The organism is Sporomusa sp. KB1 (genome assembly GCF_007830295.1).
In the GTDB taxonomy this organism is placed as follows: domain Bacteria; phylum Bacillota; class Negativicutes; order Sporomusales; family Sporomusaceae; genus Sporomusa.
The window spans coordinates 1,514,075-1,531,604 of sequence record NZ_VLKC01000002.1 but is presented as its reverse complement, the minus strand read 5'-3'; the positions used below and the strand labels follow the sequence as shown (position 1 = coordinate 1,531,604).

The window sequence follows — 17,530 nt, the reverse complement described above, 5'->3', positions numbered from 1 at the left end:
AGTTACGGGCGAGATATTGGCTGTTGGTGGAATAATTTATAAAGGGTTACAACATTCTAGTTGGAAATGGCAGCCAAAATTTTATTGGTTAGTAATGTATGAACGGATAAACAGGTAGTATGAAAAAGTTATCTCAATTTAAAATTCAAGACATAGCAGGGCGTACCTACGAGATTTCTCTATTTCAATTTGGTTAGCAGCAATAGCGTATATTGTTATCTCCCCAATAAGGGAGATTTTCTTATGCAATTTTCCAGTAAAAAGTAGTGAACTTTTTTGTTGTTTGCGTGTCTTTTATAAATGGGACATAGTTAAGGAGGAAATAAAAATGAATTACGATATGATGCTGTTGACTTCAATCAATAATCTTTCTGGACATCTTGTTTGGTTGGATAAGCTGATGATGTACGTTTCTGAATATGGTCCAGCTATATTCGGATTGTATTTAGTAGCTTTATGGTTTTCAGGAACCAATAAAACGCAATTAGAGAATAATCGAAGATATGCACTATACGCCTTCACCTCTGCGTTGATTGGGTTAGGGATTAGTCAAATTGTTGGGTTTGCCTGGTTCCGCAACCGTCCATATGTAGACCATCCCGTTCATTTATTACTCCCAGTTAATCCTGATGCTTCTTTCCCGAGCGACCACGCGACGGGAAGCTTCTCACTTGCAAGCAGTTTAGTAATTAATAATACTTTCGGCGGGAAATTAATGTTAGGATTTGCTACTTTAGTCGCTTTTTCTAGAATTTATGTCGGTATTCACTATCCAACTGACGTAATCGGTGGTATGTTGGTAGGAATAATGAGTAGCTGGTTGGTGGAACGTTATAAAGACGTGATGGATAAACCAATCGCCTGGATTTTTTCAATATGGGTAAAATTAGAGAAGGCAATCCCAGTTTTAGCTATTGAGAAAAAAGCCTAACTCTTCAATATAAGGATATGGTGAGACGATGTGGATGAAAGTTTACTTGAATTGATAGAAAAATCACGATTAGGAGATAAAAACGCCTTTGCATCCTTAGTGCAAAGGTTCCAAAATCGCGTGTTTTCCGTTGCTTACGGTGTTATAGGAAATCAGCAGGATGCTGAAGATATAGCCCAAGAGACATTTATTAAAGCCTATAAAGGCATTATTAAACTAAATAATACTGAGGGTTTTTATAAGTGGCTTTTACGAATAGCTATAAATACAAGTATTAGCTATAAAAAAAGTCTTACAAATGTAAAGTGTGTTCCGATTGATGACGTTGCTGAACCCGCTTACCAAGGGGAAACTCCCGAAGAATATGTAGATAAAAAGGAAAATATTAAAACTCTGGGGTTGGTTTTAGCGGAACTAACCCCGGAGCATAGAGCAATTCTTGTTCTACGCGAAATAGAAGGTTTAGCTTATGATGAAATAGCTAATTTATTTGAAATCCCATTAGGAACGGTGAAGTCAAGAATTAACCACGCAAGGGAAAAACTTCGGGAAGAATTAAGTAAGAGGTGATAAAGATGAAATGCTCTGAATGTGAAGACCTTATTTATGATTACCTTGATAATGAATTAGATTTCAACACAGCCGAACAGATAAAAGCTCATTTTAGTAAATGTTCAAGTTGCAATAGTAAATATCTTGATATACAGCAAGCTTTGTCGGTTTTTAAAACAGACCTGACTACTGTTAAAGTAAGCGACGACTTTTCTCAAAAGGTTATATTAGAGATAGAAAAACAAGAAGCATCAAATTTTTTATCGTATGCAATTGTTGGGATTTTAGGAAGTATTGCGGCGGGTTTAACAGTCTCCATTGTTCTCCTGTATCCCGTGTTGCAAATTGTCATGAAATATACTGTCCAATTTTTTACGCTGTGGTATGGGGTTGTTTCCGTCTTACCATTCAATAATATATTGTTAATCGTATTTTCAATAGTACTATTATTTATCGCAATGGCAATGAGGAGCGTTATCACTATGGAGGAGGGTCAGGTATGAGCTACTTGAGAAGATATAAATTGGTACTGGCAATACTTTTTATCCTTTGTATTTCAGTACCAGCCGTTGCTTCGCCCTTAACTGAAGGAAACATAATCAGTTTTTCTGATGTTAATGTTAAACCAGATGAACACGTTAAATCAATTCTCGTTGTTGGAGGAAATGCCAATATAGCAGGCTATGTAGGGGATGAAGTTGTAGTAATTAACGGGAATGTGTTTCTTTCCTCCACCGCTAATATAAAAGGCCATGTTATTGTATTAGGTGGTAAAATATCGGCGGAAGATGGTGCAGTTGTACGTGAAGGTTATTTCCAATACGGAGGAGGTTTCTTCGCTATCAGTAGCTTGTTAACAGCGGGGTTAATCGTAACAATAATATGGTTTGCTCAATTTATAGTTACGGTGGCTTTGCTGATTGTTCCGATTTTAACAATATGGTTACGGCAAAGTCTCATTGGGGAAATTAGCCAAATAGTAAAAGACCATAAAATTAAAACTCTATTTTTAGGAATATTGGGTATCATAGCTGGGTTAGTTATCATAGCAATTTTTTCACTAAGCGTAATAGGCATACCTATGGCATTGGTATTAGTTTTCCTGATGCTGGTAGTGATGGCTTTGGGGCTTGGTGCGATTTGCTCCAGTATCGGAGATAATATTTCAAGCTACCTTAATGTGAAAGGACAAAAAAAATACTTGGGTATTCTCAGCGGGAGCCTACTTATTGCTTTGTTGTTCAATATCCCTTTAATTGGTTTATTAGTACTTTGTTTAGTTGTGTCAGTTGGATTTGGCGGTGTACTACTGAAATTATTCACAAAAAAGGTGACGGCAGATAATAGTTAGGAGAGGATACAAATGGAAAATCTATTCGCGTCTGTAACACATTATATAGAGGTATGGGGATATTGGGCTATCTCAGTAGGTATGGCGTTAGAGAGTGCTAATATTCCTATACCAAGTGAACTGATTTTTGGATTTGCAGGTTATCTCGTATATCTAGGAAAACTAAACTTTTGGTTAGTAACGACCTATGGTGTATTAGGTGGACTTATTGGTTCAATCGTATCTTATGCAATTGGTTATTATGGCGGTCGCCCTTTTGTGTTAGAGTATGGTAAATACTTTTTTGTAACACGCGATAAAGTGGGATTAGCTCAACGGTGGTTTGACCGTTATGGATTGATGGCGGTCTTTATTGGTAGACTACTACCCGTTATTCGTACATTTATATCATTACCAGCAGGTTTTGCACAGGTTGATTTCACTAAATTTGTGATATATACAATTCTGGGCTCTATTCCATGGACAATTGCATTGACATACTTGGGAGTAATTCTGGGAGAAAACTGGAAACTAATCAATACGTACGGACATCAGATTAGTATTATTGTAGTTTTATTAATGATTATCACAGCTATTTTGTGGAAAAGAAATTCTATACGAAATGTTAAACAACTCAGATGAAAAACCTGAGTTGTTTTTTGAACAAACTTTGGAATGCATCAAAGGGACGGTACTATTGAGTCGTTTTTATCCGACTCGTCCCTTTAGTTTTCCCTGAGTTTTCATATGAATGTCCATAGCTTGCGGTAAGGATGCTTACTAATTAGTCTTCCTCAATGATCCAAGCCAAGCAGGGATCTATATTTTGAATATAATCCTTAAACTTCACGGGAAATTCAACATCCGGTATAAACGAAGGAAGAGTTTTATCATCATCAAGTGCATAATACTTAGTAGAATATCTTATATAAAGTCCGGAACTGCTAAGGGATAAATATTTCACTTCGCCATAATGATTGGGCATGCCGCCAGTTGGCTCACCCAAGAAGAACGCATGTGTATTCATTTTTAAATAGTAGGTATTTAGCAAAGCAGAAGAAAACGTGTCTCTTCCCACAATTACAAATAGCTTGTCCCGGCGATTTAGCCTGTCAAAGGTGCTGAGCCACTTCATAAAATCTTTAAAAAGTTCGGAATTTCCCCCGCCATTATTCCTGAGATCGATGACTAACCTTTGTATATCGGCATTGCTTTTAATATCATTTATGAGCTGATTTGAAAAGTCTCTGACCATGAGCGTTGGCATGTCTTTACACTTATTGTAGTTGATATATAATAACTTTTTCTCACGTTCGAATTCACTCCAGAAATAGTTACCTTTGTTTTTTCTATAGAGTGGTAGTTCCTCATACGCCGTCGCCCTATCATATAAAGCGTCAGGTTTCCATTCATCGTATTTTATTATTGGTAGGATGACATCCCATTGCTCATGATACTGGTCTTCTATTGTGATCCTCACATTTTCGATCTTGTTCGATATATTCAGGCCGAAAAGCATGTCTGCACAGATAAGATGATCCGGAATTTGGGACTTTAAGAAGCTTTGGTTTTCATGAGATACGATTTTAGATAAACGCTTAATCACGTCTTCAATTGGATTTCCATCAACATTAACTACTTTATGAAAAAGTAAATCTTCGAATTCTGGCGTGGTAAGTGTAATATAAATTCCCTCTTGAAACCAATAGCATTCAAAAGGCAGCCGACTGTGGCGTGGCAGTGCCACAGCGGTATGCGCATCCCCGATGGCGGCAACAATTTTGGCAATTTCCATAACGATTGTGTAGATATTCATATAATCTACACGGTTTTTTAGGTTTCTTATTCTTGAATAAAATTGGTCTGCTTCCTGATTGAAAAATAGGTTTTTATGTAACTTCGGCAACTCGTCAGCGAGTTGATTCAGATCGGCACGCCAATCTATTTTCCGCATAATGCACACTCCTATATTGTCATAAAGCCAATCACAACGTATTGCTTTTGAACATTACTATTACTCTAAATCTTACATGGTAGCTACTTGTATCCATTATTTTAACACATCGGTTGGAACATGCCACGTTATATTGTTCTTTTCAAAAACTATTGATAGAGGTAAATTATATTGATGTATTTTGAAATTATCATTGATTTTTACGCCGGGAACAAGGACGCTGGTGTAGGTATCCGCATGAATGGATAGGCTTGGATAGAGGAAAAATTTATAAAAGCAAAGACACAGAGAATACCGCCTCCGGTGGGAAGCGGTACAATTTAAGTAGTTTTTATTTGCCGCCTGCCAGTTGCCTGGTGGGCGGATTTTTTTGTTTACTTGCGTTTTTAAGCAAAAGTGTCATTTTACTTTCATGATGTGCTTTGAAAGCGAAGCCTATCTCTCAGCCATTGGCTGGGAGATAGGCTTTTTTATTTTGGGCAGATAGATGCGAATCATCGTGATACCAACTTTATTATTGACACTCCAAAAACAGGAAAGTATACTAAAGCCAATATTTAAACTCTGGAGAGGAGTTGTGTTAGTGAGAAAGGTATTGATAATTTCGTTGTTTTTATTACTCACGGTAATGAGTGGGGCTAGTTTTGCTTCGGGAAGAGAGTTAGGTAATCAGGTAGCCACTATATTGGACGATTTTCCTTTAAAAACAGCTTTTGATCTAGACACGACACAGTTTGAAAGAAGTGATGATGGGTGGGGACATTACACCTACAAAACAAAATTTACAAGCTCCAATGGTAATGAATACAACCTTTCAACTTCTGATTTAAATAAAGGCATTATTTATTATTCTGTTTCTCCAGAACCATATAAGATGGATAGTCTCCCAACGGGTATATTAATCGATGCAAAAACTAAAAAGATTGTACAAATTGAAATTGTAGGCTCTTTATTAAAACCTTTTGGCAATGGTATTTATAGGGATATAGACTTCTATAACAGAGATTTTGATGATGTACTTACCGCACTTGCTGGTCGATACGGTGAACCAACTGAAAATGTAGATACGGTATACTTTGATAATCGCTATAAAGGTGTCAAATTTTATGAAACGCAAAAGTATATATATCGTTTAGGTATGTTTAAATATAACAATAATACCCGGAAAGAAGATCCGAATGCAGTGGGATACCCCAGTTTTAGACTACTCATTCAAGCGTTATAATAAAACAAGGATGATATTTGAGGTTTACGCCGCCTGCCGGGTATTGGTAGGCGGCTTCTTTTAGTTTATAGCAACTAAAAACAGTATTTCCGTGTCGCATTCTTAGGGAACGCAAATAATTGGAATTATTTTTTGTATTAAACTAGAAAGAGAAGAAGGTTAATAAGTAGTCGGGATAGGAGAGGATCAGATGAAATATGCAGTAAGGAAGATAAGTGATAATAAATATGTTGTGCGCAGCATAACGGGCAAAGTATATAAAACATGCTCCACTTTAGAAGAAGCACAAGTCGAAGCTGAAAAACTTAATGAAGAGCATGTACGTAAAAATCAATATTCGCGCTAAATTAAGAAATCTGGTTAATAAGTACTGTTTTATTAAGAACCTATCCGCATCCTTCGGGGTGTGGCTATTTTATTATAATGTTCCTGGAGCAAACTCATCCTGTATAGCATAGTATGTAATGTCCCGAATATGTAATGAAGGAGGCAGTCTTTATGGGATTTGGTAATTTCGGAGGTAGTGGTAGTAGTTGTATTATAATCATCATTATAATACTTTTACTATTTTTCTGCTGCAATGATGACTGCAGCACGGTTTGCTAACATAGTTTGATCGTAGCCAAATCCACAACTAAATCTAAAGTGCGGCCCGCTTAGATATCGGTTGTGCTATAAATATCGCCTATCCTTAGGGATGGGCGATTTATAGCATTCATCCCTTCTTTACATCAACCCTTCAATTATGCACTGGCCAGATGGCCGCAAATTCGAGATCGACAAAATACTAGACGTTCGCATGGCACCGTCGCAGATCGGCGGCGGGCATGGTATGAGTATAGCTGTCGGATCAGGAATAAGCCGGTTAATTTGTTTCATGATGATTTTTTTTGGAGCATTAAAAAGACCCCGGCACTGGCCGGAAAAAATATACTAATAAATGGGAAAACATATCCCAAACATTGACAAAAATGGGTTTGCGGTCTACAATTAAAGCAACTCAAGGATGCTATGAGTTTTGGGATAAAATTGGGCGTCGAATCCCAAAATGAGCATGTGACGCAACCGACCATGAGGCTGTTATAGCTTTGTGGTCGGTTTTGTTTTAGGGGGTGGTGAGTTTAATAAATGATTCCTTTCGCAATCAATAAGTTAAATTTCTGATTTGAAAGGGGAGAAATAATGTGAGCATTATAGGAATGGGAAAAGGCATATTAAAGGCTGTTGAAGGGGTAATTGAAGCTGACGGTGAAAAGATAATTAAAGGAGTTTATGGAACTGCTACATCTGCCGTTGGAACAGTGGTAACACATACTATTAATGAAGAGATCGGAAAAGCAATATCAGATCACGGAGAACAAGCCAGCGATGATTAAAATACCTTACTTAATGGAAAGTATTGACCGATATAATTTCGTTGAAAAGAATCCAGCCATCATTGTTTGCAAGACGTTTAATTGTTAATTTAGAGATAAATGAAATTTATAAATAACTTATAACAAAACTGGAATTGAAAAGTGAACGCTTTGGAGGAAACCCAGTAAAACAGGAAAATTATCCCCACTTGCTTCTGTCTCTGTCTTTTAGCATCAATGATTATGTTTTTTTCTTTAGGCCTCTGTATTAGTTTACCTATATCGTAACACGCAAAAATTCGCTGCAGGCAAAAAAGCCGGATTTCGTGATTTATAGAAGAAAAATAAAATTGTTAAATAATAATTAATATAGACAAGTTTATGCTGTTGTTATATAATGAAGTTAATAAATGCGAGGTTGCAGAAAATGCACCTCGCTAATTTTATTTTAGGTAGGTGTAATCATGAAAAGTGCTGATAAAATTGAATTTGATATGACTGAGAAAGAATTTCAGAAACTGCTTGATGAGCTACCGAAGCTTTTGCAGGAACTTGAAAAAGAACGTGATATGGAAAATAGTGAATCATTAGCCTCCTAATGATAATTTTACTGTGCAAAAAAGCGACGGATAATATTGAATAAGCCGGTCAGCATTTGCAGTTATGCAGAATTTGGGAAGCTGGCCTTGAAGTTAAATATACCCCAAAATTAATAAGCTGTTCTTTTTGCCCTGATTTGTGGTATAATTAAACCGTTGCAACGGAGTGGTGGGGGTTAATAAGGTTTGTGGAAGGCCTTATTGATTTGGAGGAGCTCCGTTGCTCGGAATGAATTTTCGAGGTCCATTCTTAGCATGACAGTTGAGAGTGGACCTTTTTTATGCATACATCAACTACTTATAGTTAAAGCTATCTTAAAAGGAGTGGTTGGACATGATGGGTTATGGATATGGCGGTTTTTCCCCGTTCGGGATGATATTTGTGATTTTATACGGTGTTGTAGTTGTCTATGCACTGATGCAACTGACCGGTATAAATAAAGCGCTGCAACGGATTGCGAGCGCTTTGGAAAGAAAACAGGAGTAATGGTCATTAGTTAGCCGCTTACCGGGTTTGTCCTGGTGGGCTTTTTTGTTTTGCAACTGCTTGTAAAAATCATTGCTTACTGGAAATTCATACAATTTTTCAATCATCGGCAGGTCACTGTAACGGTTGTTATGATTCCCGCTTCTTTAGCAATCTTTAACTTTTTTCCTGGACAAATATGCTATAATGAATGCAACAATCCAAATTTAGGAGGTGTCCCTATGAGCATTGAGTCAGCCAAGGCATTTATTAGAAGAATGAAAACTGATGAAGAATTTGCCCAAAAAGCTACTGAGTGCAGAGACGCAAAGGCTTGGATGACGTTCGCGAAGGAAGCTGGTTTTGATAGTACGGTTGATGATGTTACGGTCGATGATATTAAAGAAGCCATTAAGGAACTGAGCGATGAGACAACATAAAGCATCTTTTCAGGACTGGAATTAAGCAGCCTATGGAAATGGTGGTGCAAAGGTTATGGGAAATGTTAAAATTTTTAGATTACTTATGCAGGACTTTGTATGTCTGATATCCAAATTAATACTATCAAAATGAATAATAAATATAAGCAAACCTTCTGAAAGGAAGGGACGCAAAGCCATGGGTCTAAAGAGGGTTAAATCTATGATTGCCAGGTTGCACTTAAAGTGTAATTTGGCAATTTTTCTATTTCATAATGACAAGTGGGGTGTTTGTATTGGACAGTGTATTCGTCAGCGAAAATAAGGAATTAAGTAAAGAAGAACTAAAAGAAATAGAGGAACTGTTGGCTCAATTGCCCAATATTATCGAAGAATTAGAACGAGATGTGTCCAATGTAGAACCCTAAAATGAACATAAAGTGTCAAGGAGACGGGGTTAACCGCATAGCAAAACCTCTTTTTTAAGAATCTGGTTTATCTGGCAGCACGACGCATCAAGTAATTGTATGATACAATTTGCCAGCCAATTAAGCAAATAATTACTGTCGAACTTGAGATAGGCAGAGCAGCGTAGGATAGCAGAGTTTCTTTTTCTATATTTTCAGGTGTTTGAGAAATTTTTTTCGTCGTGAAATCAAACTGCAAACTCAGTGACAGCACTCTGCTTTTTCCATCCACAGCTTGCTCTGGCGGTACCTGGCAAATTATAAAGATAGGAAGAATTATATAAAATGCTGTAGAATTTATGAAAAAATCAAAAATAGTAAACTGGAATATGCATCCGTAGATGATTTCGTCTATGGATTTTTTTGCATGTTAAAGGGGCTTAGCTTAAATAATGCTATTATCGACGAGAAGGCTAAGCAGCAGGAAAAAGTATAGGCTTGTCGAATGACGCCTATTGGGAGCATCCCCTCAGTCATATGTATGGCGTAAGTAGAGGCAGTTCTCGTAATTGTCTCTAGCTCAGGCGAAAAAGTAAATAGCAGGAAGGTGTTGCTTACAAGGTGGGAGTTGAATGGCATAAGCTCATCGGCGATGAAGCTCAATTCTCAATTGAGCATAGGTTGCTTAATATAGTACTAATTTTTGGCTTTATTATAGCCGTGTGGAGTGGTGTCACTAATTATTTGCTTGACTTAGATTCCGTATTAGTGTTGACCTGCATAATTAGTGGTGTTATTATGGCAGGCCTTTACTATTTATCTTTTGTGCGAAAAAAGTATGCAGTTTCTGTTTTTCTTTTGATAAGTGCAGTCTTTATTATTACCCCGGTTTCATGGATTTTAAATGGGGGAGTGTCAGGGAGTATCCCATTTTACATAATATTGTTTTCCTCGGTGGCGGCGACTGTATTTTCCGGTTTTAAAAGAATTGTGGTAATCGCTTATTTTGTAATCATATCGAGCGTGCTTCTATTTTTGGAATATAAATATCCATTTATAATTGTTGGCTATTCCAGTAATGTCGAAAGATATATTGACATTTTTATTGGATTAGCAACTATTTTAATTGCCAATACCGTAGTATTTGTGATCATTCTAAAGCATTACAACAAAGAACATGAAAGAGCCAAAAAATATTTAGCTCAAAGCCAGGAAGCACAGGAAAGCTTATTGTATTTTAGCTACCATGATGCCTTGACTGGACTTTATAATCGAACGTATTTTGAAAAAGAAGTAACCGATTTTGGGCATCAGAGAGAAAGTGGCATTGGCGTATTTGCGATAGATATAGACAGATTAAAGTTCATTAATGATACATTAGGCCATGAGCAAGGTGATGCAACACTGGTTTATGCGGCAAAAGTCCTTCGAGCGTCATTTGATGAAAATAGTACTATTGCAAGAATTGGCGGAGACGAATTCGCTATTATAGTTCGAGGGGTCACTAGGAATGGTATGGAGGCTATGTATAAACGTATTCACGATAACCTTCAGACTGAAAATAAAAAATCTGTTGAGATTGCTATTCCTTTAGCAATGTCGATTGGTTACGCATATTCTATAGGTATTGATAAGTCAAAACGCGATCTGTTACGTGAAGCCGATAATAAAATGTATCGGGAAAAACTTTACCGTAAGGCCGGCACGGAGGGTTCGATAATACAAACTGTTAAAAATATGTTATCGGCGCGAGACTATGACACCGGGGTTCATGGCAATAGATTGCAAAACTTAATAGCAAGTTTTGCAATCGCTGCAGGTATACCCGGATCGGCGATTGCTGATATTCAACTATTTGCCGAGTTTCATGACGTTGGGGAAATTGGTATTCCTGACCGCATTCTTCATAAGCCCGGACCGTTAGCCCAAGAAGAGAGAGCGCAGATTCAACGGCACTGTGAAATTGGTTATCGCATTGCTCAGGCATCCAGTGATCTCCTGCCGATTGCAGATTGGATATTAAAACATCACGAGTGGTGGAATGGTGAGGGCTACCCACTAGGGATCAAGGGTGAGACAATTCCCCTAGAATGCCGTATTGTGGCCATAGCCGATGCCTATGATGCGATGGTTAGTGACCGGCCTTATCGAAAAGGCATAAGCCATGAAGCCGCCAGTGAAGAGTTGAAGCGGTGTGCTGGCACTCAATTTGATCCCGCATTAGTACGAATATTTGCTACGATTAAAGGTTGTAATCTGGATTAAACATTAGTAGTGGTGGTTTCTTATGCCGAATATAAAACTGGTTTGCAATTCTAGAGTAAGCGTTGACAATCCAGAATTTATAATCGAACTATTTTTACTGGATGATCCCGTTGTAATTGTTTACCCTTATCTGATAGTTCGACAATGTAGGCAGGACTAAAGTCAGCTTCATTATCGATGGTATCTTGAACGATATAATTTGATAACTCTCGCTTATTATTCACTTGATTAAGTTGGGATAAGGCATTATTAGGAGCAATAATATCAATTGACATATGACTTTACCTCGTAGATCATATTCTTAGTACTACTATGCTATTATTGGGAAGATGTGTCAATATGGAATTTTGCTGAGTTGGTAAAATATAAGTTAATTAACTAGATTATTTGCGATATTCTATAAGCACGTCAAAGAGTACGACATAATAGCAGCAGGGTGTAAGCCTCTGTTTTTCTTTTGTTGTCGGCAGATGTAGTATCCTGGATGAGCTGCCCAGTCAGAAAATAAGCTGAAACAATAGTGCAACATGCAAAGTTTATTGCAACATAAAGAAAAAAAGAATAAACTAGAATAGAAAGCTAGTCTATCATACAAGATTCTAAATTATTATTATCGGAGGCGACGGATATGTTCAAAAAAATTTTGGTTCCTATTGATGGTTCGAATAGAGCACTATTGGCTGCTAAATATGCGCGAATTTTAGCCGAAAAGTTTGACAGCTCGGTCACCTTGATACATATTATCCAAAACCCGGCCTACATCATGCCAGATACCATAATCCCTTCGTTGCTCTTAAAGGATTTAGAGGCAAGTGGCAAACGTATTTTGGATAAGGCTTTGGAAGTTTTTGATGATTTTGACGGTAGGGTTAATACGTTGGTGGAGTACGGACATCCTGGTATAAGAATTGTTGATGTCACAGAAGAAAGAGACTATTCCTTAATCGTCATGGGACGCAGGGGTTTAAGTGATGTCAAAGGGTTATTGCTTGGTAGCGTCAGTAATCATGTTCTTCATCACGCGTCTTGCCCAACCCTGATTATAAAAAGTAATGATGAAGGGTAAGATCTATTTGCCAACAGGCTAGTGATATATTGAACAAAGGGGCTGTGTAAAACTTAGAGATAAGTAATCTACAGCCCTTTACCTATAGTCTTAAGAGCTAAAATTGGGAGTTGTTGAAGATATCCAATAAATTCTAAACAAATTCTAAAAATTGGCGATTATTATTAAAGTATGGATTCGGGATCAAAAGTAAAGGAAGTGTTCCTATGAAAATCGTATCCAAAAAAATAGTTATATATTCAATGCTTGGTATAATGCAAGTTGGCATGGTATCATCGGTAGCTGCCGCAGCACCAGGTCCCCTGCTTAACGGTGACTCGCAACAAATAGTGCAGCTGGATCGTTTTGATCGTCATGATCGTCGTTACAACCGGGACGATGCCCGGCGACGGCAGCATGACGAGCGGATGCGCCGAGAAAATGAGCGGCACGAAAGAGAAATGAGGCGGCGCCATCACGAGAGCGAACGAGCGTGGCGTGAGCGGCAAAGGCGTGAAAATGACCGTCATGACCGTCATTTGCGTGATATTGCAGCCTTTTTGATTGGGATTGCAGTTGGCAGCGCGTCAAATGATTAAAAACAACGTAGTCGTCTGCTGCCTTTGGACGGCAAATTTTTCCCTAGATATTCCAGTCGACTAAATGGTCTATTTCTTTTATAATAGTAATATTAATTATTACTGGAAAGGGAAAATGCCGTGAAATCCATACGATATGTGATAAATATTTCAGCATATCTTCGCCGTATCTATAACATTTCCTGTAGAAATAAGGAGATTGAAGTTACAAGATACGAAGTGGCTCAGATTCAGCTTAGTAGATAATCCATAGGAAAAGTCCGGCGGCTTCAGCTGTCGGGCTTATATTTTGTCGTATACTATTAATTGATGGAAAATTACAAAAAAATAGCTTGTCCATAAATTATTATAGATTTAATAATTATTTGCGCAAATGTGTGTTACAATAATAGTGTATCAAGCAGTATCATAGTTGGATTACATATCGAGGTTGTTCGCCAGAAAAAATAAACAGTGACGAGGAGTGTATATTATGTGCGATGAGCTAGAGCCTGAAATGACGGATGAAATCCCGGTACTCTTTACCGATGATGTTGAACTCCTTGGAGACCGTTTGATGGACATTATAATTGCAATGGGCTTGCCGGAAGAGCAGACCAATGCGGCGCTAAGACTGATTAATGATGCAGTGGAAGAGCATCATGAAAACATTCTTGATACTTTTGAGGATACGATTGATATTGTTGAGAATGAAGAAGAAGAGGACGATTAGTTTTTTAAAAGCCGCGAATTTCGCGGCTTTTTTTTTCCCTTGCGCGGGAAACTGCGAAGCGGTTTCTATAGGGCAGGAGATAAATGCAGATACCTCTATCGCAGTAAGAAGGCTGTTGTAGTACAATAAATACTATGTTAGCGAAAAGGATAAGCATAACACTACTAGCAATGGGCAGGCAGCAGGAGGCAGGTATGAGTATTGAGAACAAGATGGAGAAAAAGGTTTTAGGACTTGAACGAAATATATTTTTTACCGGGATAACTAGTTTTTTTACTGATACGACAACCAAAATGATCTATGCTGTTATGCCGCTCTTTTTACTATCGCTAGGCGCAACAAAGACCGAATTGTCGCTCATTGAAGGAATTGCCGAAAGTACGGCATCAATTATTAAAGCATTATCTGGCTTTTGGAGTGATAAGATTGGCAAAAATAAACCTTTTATGGTTGTAGGCTATGCTTTTACGGCAGTTATATCTCCGCTATTTTCTGTAGTAACTTCGCCGCTGCAGGTGCTGGCATTACGCTTTAGTGAAAGGATTGGTAAGGGAATAAGAACTGCACCCAGAGACAGCCTGATCGCCGGAACGGCAGGTGAAGGTGAAAGAGGGAAAGGGTTTGGCTTCCATAAAGCGATGGATAATAGCGGTGCCATAGTGGGACCGCTGCTGGCTTTCGCCATTTTGTCAGTGTTTCCAGGTGATTATCGCAAGGTATTCTTGTTTTCCGTAGTACCGGGTATACTAGGCGTGCTGACAATTGTTTTCTTTGTCAAAGAAGCGAAAAGGCATAAAGCAGAACTGGTTAGGAAAATTTCATTGAACGATTTTTCTAGTAGATACTATCTGTTTTTGGGGATCGCTTTCTTATTTGCCTTGGGTAATTCAACAGATGCCTTGTTGCTGATAAAGGCAAACGATATTGGGATAAAAGCGGTGTTCATACCGCTTGTTTACTTAATATTCAATTCGGTTTCGGTAATTTTCGCGGTTCCTATGGGTATGCTTTCCGATAAGTTTGGCAGGGAGAGACTTATCATCTTCGGATATTTACTCTATTCTATCATATACTTAGGCTTTGGCAGCGCAAACGATAAAGTCATCGTGATTTTGTTATTTGCATTATACGGACTTTATAGTGCAGCAACAGATGGTGTGCAGAAGGCATTGGTTGCTGATCTTATTGACCGGGACAAGCGCGGGACAGGACTTGGTCTATACAATTGCCTCATCGGTATCACTTTATTGCCGGCAAGTGTTATTGCGGGTGTATTATATGACAAGATTGACAATCAAGCACCCTTTTACTTCGGTTCAGCCACGGCGTTGCTTGCTGCAATCCTAATGAGTATATTCGTTTGGAAAAAAGCTAAAGTGCAGTAATTATAAAGAGGTACTGAGTAACTATTAAAAAAGTCACAGTCGGTACATGCTGATATTTTTGAATGTGGCGTCCTTATCTGCCGCAATAATCCGCAATATCGGGAGCAAATAAAAGACCGCTGGGAAGATGAGATATTTCCAATAAGTAGAAAAGGAAGGAGAGCTGCCATGTTTGAGGTGAAGAATTTAAAATTTAAAGGAATACTGGATATTCCGTTCTTGCGTATCAGTAACTCTATTAGTTGTATTGTAGGCCCCTCAGGCAGTGGTAAGACCACTCTGTTACGAATGTTGAACTGTCTGAACACACCTGATGAGGGGCAGATTTTTTATCAGGGGCAGGATATTGCTTGCATGGATACGGTGCAATTGCGTCGTGAGGTGGTTATGCTGGGCCAGACTCCCGTGATTTACAGCGGTACAGTGGAGGATAATTTGCAAATTGGGCTGCAGTTTTCACAAAAGCCGCCGGCGACTGCCGCAGCTATGAAGAAAAGCCTTGCAAGAGTGGAATTGGACAAAGAGCTAACTAGCAGCTGTCATACTTTATCCGGCGGCGAAAAGCAACGTTTGTGTCTTGCCCGGGTAATGCTCATGGGTGCAGAAGTTTATCTTTTGGATGAGCCCTCAGCGGCCTTAGATAAAAATACCGAGCGCTTTATCATTGATAATCTGGCAAAGTTTGTGCTGGAGGAAAACAAGCAACTTGTGATGATTACCCACTCGGAACAAATCGCTCAAACCTTTAATAATGCGATTATCCGTATGGAAAATGGGCGTGTCGTGGAGGCCGATCATGAATAGTTCCATTATGAACCTATCTGTTTTACAGCTATCGATTGCCTATATCTTTATTCTTGTTTTATTGGTGATCTTTAAAGCCAGAGGAATTAAGCGCGAAAGGCAAATTTTGATTGCGTCAGTACGGATGACCGTGCAGCTTACCCTTATGGGGTATGTGCTGATGTTTGTATTTGACAATGCTAGTTGGTGGCTAACTGCAATAATGATTGTCATCATGCTGGCGTTTGCTATTTTCAATGCTGTTAAACGGGTAAAAAACACCATGTCAACAGAGCTGCAGCGAATGGTTGCGGTATCTATGGTAGGCGGAGCTTTAGTTACCGCCGCATTTTTTGTCATGGTTGTATTACAAGTTGAGCCGTGGTTTAATCCGCAATACATTATTCCGATTACCGGAATGATTGTGGGCAATTGTATGACAGGTATTGCCTTAGGTGCCAATAAACTGTGCAGTGACATGGAAGAAAAGCGGGTTATTATTGAAAATTCACTTATGCTGGGGGCAACACCGGCCCACGCTACTAAAGAAATTGTCAATGACGCCTTTGACAGCGCTCTTTTGCCGACAATGAACAATATGCTTACCATGGGCATTGTTTCTATTCCAGGTATGATGACTGGCCAGATTCTTTCGGGTACATTTCCGCTTACTGCCATTAAATATCAGCTTGGCATTATGCTGGCGATTTTAGGCAGCACAGCATTAACTACTATTTTGTTTGTAATGCTTGGTTATAAGACCTTTTTCACTAAGGATAACCGCTTAAAATAAGGTTTTGTTGGGGACAAGAAGCAGGCAAATAACGGGCGGGTTTTCTGTTGATTTTCGGAAACTAAAATACTATAATAGTTTATGGGTGGGGAAATTTACACCACTCAATGATTGGCTTTATAGAAGAGGGAGATACAATGGATGATGTAAAAAGCCTTATTCTCGACAAAGCAACTGAACGAATGGATCGCTTTGGTTTTAAAAAGACAACGATGGATGAAATTAGTAAAGACTGTAAAATTTCAAAAAAGACAATCTATGAACACTTCATAGATAAAGATGATATGTTCAGATGTCTTCTCTTACGGGAATGTCATAAAACGATCGAGATACTATTTTCACAGATGGGTGAGGTATCTGACCCGCTTGAAAGGCTAGTTCTCCTCATTAGGAATGCAATCGCGTATTTTAACCAGGACCACTTTATTACAAGAATACTAAAAGACGATGATCTATTTGTGGCTTTGGCAACCAGAAAATATCATGAAATTATTGATGAAGAGATTATCGCAATTATTGCCGGGATTATTCGCGAAGGTAAACAGCAGGGGAAGTTTCGGGAGGTTGATGAAAAAGTCGTAGCTTATGCTGGGTTTAAGTTATTCCAAGCCTTCAGCTATGCACGTACAAGGCCGCTGCACGAAGAAGAGGATTATACAGAGGTGCTTGTTGATTTCATCGTTAACGCGCTTGTGAAGAAATGAATGTGA

General features: G+C 38.5%; 23 protein-coding genes and 2 riboswitches. Of the genes, 21 read left to right on the top strand and 2 right to left on the bottom strand.

Annotation, left to right across the window (positions count from 1 at the left end; genetic code table 11):
- The first annotated feature begins 328 nt into the window (after window positions 1-328).
- Genes SALPA_RS10780 through SALPA_RS10760 form a run of 5 tightly spaced genes read left to right on the top strand, consistent with a single transcriptional unit; the run spans window position 329 to window position 3,455 of the window.
- The gene (locus SALPA_RS10780; RefSeq protein WP_145093461.1) at window positions 329-931 is read left to right on the top strand and encodes an undecaprenyl-diphosphatase; all 603 of its coding nucleotides are present in this window, start codon (window positions 329-331) and stop codon (window positions 929-931) included.
- Between the two features lie 30 nt (window positions 932-961).
- On the top strand, window positions 962-1,501 hold the full coding sequence (locus SALPA_RS10775) for an RNA polymerase sigma factor (protein ID WP_145093458.1): 540 nt from the start codon (window positions 962-964) through the stop codon (window positions 1,499-1,501).
- A 5-nt stretch (window positions 1,502-1,506) separates the two neighbouring features.
- Window positions 1,507-1,986: a zf-HC2 domain-containing protein gene (locus tag SALPA_RS10770; RefSeq protein WP_145093455.1), complete on the top strand. Its 480-nt coding sequence runs from the start codon at window positions 1,507-1,509 to the stop codon at window positions 1,984-1,986.
- Window positions 1,983-2,834, top strand: a complete 852-nt coding sequence (locus SALPA_RS10765; protein WP_145093453.1) for a hypothetical protein — start codon at window positions 1,983-1,985, stop codon at window positions 2,832-2,834. Before SALPA_RS10770 ends, SALPA_RS10765 begins: the two co-directional genes overlap by 4 nt.
- Window positions 2,835-2,846: 12 nt before the next feature.
- Window positions 2,847-3,455, top strand: coding sequence for a DedA family protein (locus SALPA_RS10760; RefSeq protein ID WP_145093450.1), 609 nt, complete (start codon window positions 2,847-2,849; stop codon window positions 3,453-3,455).
- A gap of 142 nt (window positions 3,456-3,597) precedes the next feature.
- Here SALPA_RS10760 and SALPA_RS10755 read toward each other — a convergent pair whose 3' ends face one another.
- Window positions 3,598-4,767 (bottom strand): S41 family peptidase, encoded by a 1,170-nt coding sequence (locus SALPA_RS10755; protein WP_145093447.1) that lies wholly within the window; start codon window positions 4,765-4,767, stop codon window positions 3,598-3,600.
- 583 nt (window positions 4,768-5,350) lie between these two features.
- Between SALPA_RS10755 and SALPA_RS10750 the strand changes: the two genes are divergently transcribed.
- From SALPA_RS10750 to SALPA_RS10735, 9 genes are all read left to right on the top strand, one after another.
- Window positions 5,351-5,992, top strand: coding sequence for a hypothetical protein (locus SALPA_RS10750; RefSeq protein ID WP_145093444.1), 642 nt, complete (start codon window positions 5,351-5,353; stop codon window positions 5,990-5,992).
- A 190-nt stretch (window positions 5,993-6,182) separates the two neighbouring features.
- Window positions 6,183-6,338 carry a hypothetical protein gene (locus SALPA_RS28945; RefSeq protein WP_186451021.1) on the top strand — a complete coding sequence of 52 codons (156 nt, stop codon included), beginning with the start codon at window positions 6,183-6,185 and terminating at the stop codon, window positions 6,336-6,338.
- Between the two features lie 399 nt (window positions 6,339-6,737).
- Window positions 6,738-6,929, top strand: coding sequence for a hypothetical protein (locus SALPA_RS30325; protein ID WP_222427951.1), 192 nt, complete (start codon window positions 6,738-6,740; stop codon window positions 6,927-6,929).
- Between the two features lie 58 nt (window positions 6,930-6,987).
- Window positions 6,988-7,070: riboswitch (cyclic di-GMP riboswitch) on the top strand.
- 106 nt (window positions 7,071-7,176) lie between these two features.
- On the top strand, window positions 7,177-7,368 hold the full coding sequence (locus tag SALPA_RS10745; protein WP_145093441.1) for a hypothetical protein: 192 nt from the start codon (window positions 7,177-7,179) through the stop codon (window positions 7,366-7,368).
- 443 nt (window positions 7,369-7,811) lie between these two features.
- Window positions 7,812-7,946 (top strand): hypothetical protein, encoded by a 135-nt coding sequence (locus tag SALPA_RS31490; protein WP_255451143.1) that lies wholly within the window; start codon window positions 7,812-7,814, stop codon window positions 7,944-7,946.
- 334 nt (window positions 7,947-8,280) lie between these two features.
- The gene (locus SALPA_RS28940; RefSeq protein WP_186451020.1) at window positions 8,281-8,433 is read left to right on the top strand and encodes a hypothetical protein; all 153 of its coding nucleotides are present in this window, start codon (window positions 8,281-8,283) and stop codon (window positions 8,431-8,433) included.
- A gap of 221 nt (window positions 8,434-8,654) precedes the next feature.
- Window positions 8,655-8,852 carry a Nif11-like leader peptide family RiPP precursor gene (locus SALPA_RS28935; protein WP_186451019.1) on the top strand — a complete coding sequence of 66 codons (198 nt, stop codon included), beginning with the start codon at window positions 8,655-8,657 and terminating at the stop codon, window positions 8,850-8,852.
- A 135-nt stretch (window positions 8,853-8,987) separates the two neighbouring features.
- A riboswitch (cyclic di-GMP riboswitch) is annotated at window positions 8,988-9,074 on the top strand.
- A gap of 32 nt (window positions 9,075-9,106) precedes the next feature.
- Window positions 9,107-9,259, top strand: a complete 153-nt coding sequence (locus SALPA_RS30320) for a hypothetical protein (RefSeq protein ID WP_222427950.1) — start codon at window positions 9,107-9,109, stop codon at window positions 9,257-9,259.
- Window positions 9,260-9,859: 600 nt separating this feature from the next.
- Window positions 9,860-11,503, top strand: coding sequence for an HD domain-containing phosphohydrolase (locus SALPA_RS10735; RefSeq protein WP_145093435.1), 1,644 nt, complete (start codon window positions 9,860-9,862; stop codon window positions 11,501-11,503).
- A 77-nt stretch (window positions 11,504-11,580) separates the two neighbouring features.
- Here the strand turns inward: SALPA_RS10735 and SALPA_RS10730 are convergent, their stop codons facing one another.
- Window positions 11,581-11,778 carry a hypothetical protein gene (locus SALPA_RS10730; RefSeq protein ID WP_145093432.1) on the bottom strand — a complete coding sequence of 66 codons (198 nt, stop codon included), beginning with the start codon at window positions 11,776-11,778 and terminating at the stop codon, window positions 11,581-11,583.
- Between the two features lie 353 nt (window positions 11,779-12,131).
- Here SALPA_RS10730 and SALPA_RS10725 point away from each other — a divergent pair, with 353 nt between their 5' ends.
- The 7 genes from SALPA_RS10725 to SALPA_RS10695 all read left to right on the top strand — a co-directional run bounded on the left by SALPA_RS10725 (window position 12,132) and on the right by SALPA_RS10695 (window position 17,524).
- Window positions 12,132-12,569: a universal stress protein gene (locus tag SALPA_RS10725; RefSeq protein WP_145093429.1), complete on the top strand. Its 438-nt coding sequence runs from the start codon at window positions 12,132-12,134 to the stop codon at window positions 12,567-12,569.
- Between the two features lie 206 nt (window positions 12,570-12,775).
- Window positions 12,776-13,147 carry a hypothetical protein gene (locus SALPA_RS10720; RefSeq protein ID WP_145093426.1) on the top strand — a complete coding sequence of 124 codons (372 nt, stop codon included), beginning with the start codon at window positions 12,776-12,778 and terminating at the stop codon, window positions 13,145-13,147.
- Window positions 13,148-13,619: 472 nt separating this feature from the next.
- Complete coding sequence (locus SALPA_RS10715; protein ID WP_145093423.1) at window positions 13,620-13,859, top strand: hypothetical protein; 240 nt, start codon at window positions 13,620-13,622, stop codon at window positions 13,857-13,859.
- 194 nt (window positions 13,860-14,053) lie between these two features.
- Window positions 14,054-15,244 (top strand): MFS transporter, encoded by a 1,191-nt coding sequence (locus SALPA_RS10710; RefSeq protein ID WP_145093420.1) that lies wholly within the window; start codon window positions 14,054-14,056, stop codon window positions 15,242-15,244.
- Between the two features lie 168 nt (window positions 15,245-15,412).
- A complete protein-coding gene (locus SALPA_RS10705) occupies window positions 15,413-16,048 on the top strand; it encodes an ATP-binding cassette domain-containing protein (RefSeq protein WP_145093418.1) in 636 nt (211 codons plus the stop codon).
- Window positions 16,041-16,820 carry an iron export ABC transporter permease subunit FetB gene (gene fetB, locus SALPA_RS10700; protein ID WP_145093414.1) on the top strand — a complete coding sequence of 260 codons (780 nt, stop codon included), beginning with the start codon at window positions 16,041-16,043 and terminating at the stop codon, window positions 16,818-16,820. The genes SALPA_RS10705 and fetB overlap by 8 nt, the downstream gene beginning before the upstream one ends.
- 137 nt (window positions 16,821-16,957) lie before the next feature.
- Complete coding sequence (locus tag SALPA_RS10695; RefSeq protein WP_145093411.1) at window positions 16,958-17,524, top strand: TetR/AcrR family transcriptional regulator; 567 nt, start codon at window positions 16,958-16,960, stop codon at window positions 17,522-17,524.
- Window positions 17,525-17,530: the final 6 nt, after the last annotated feature.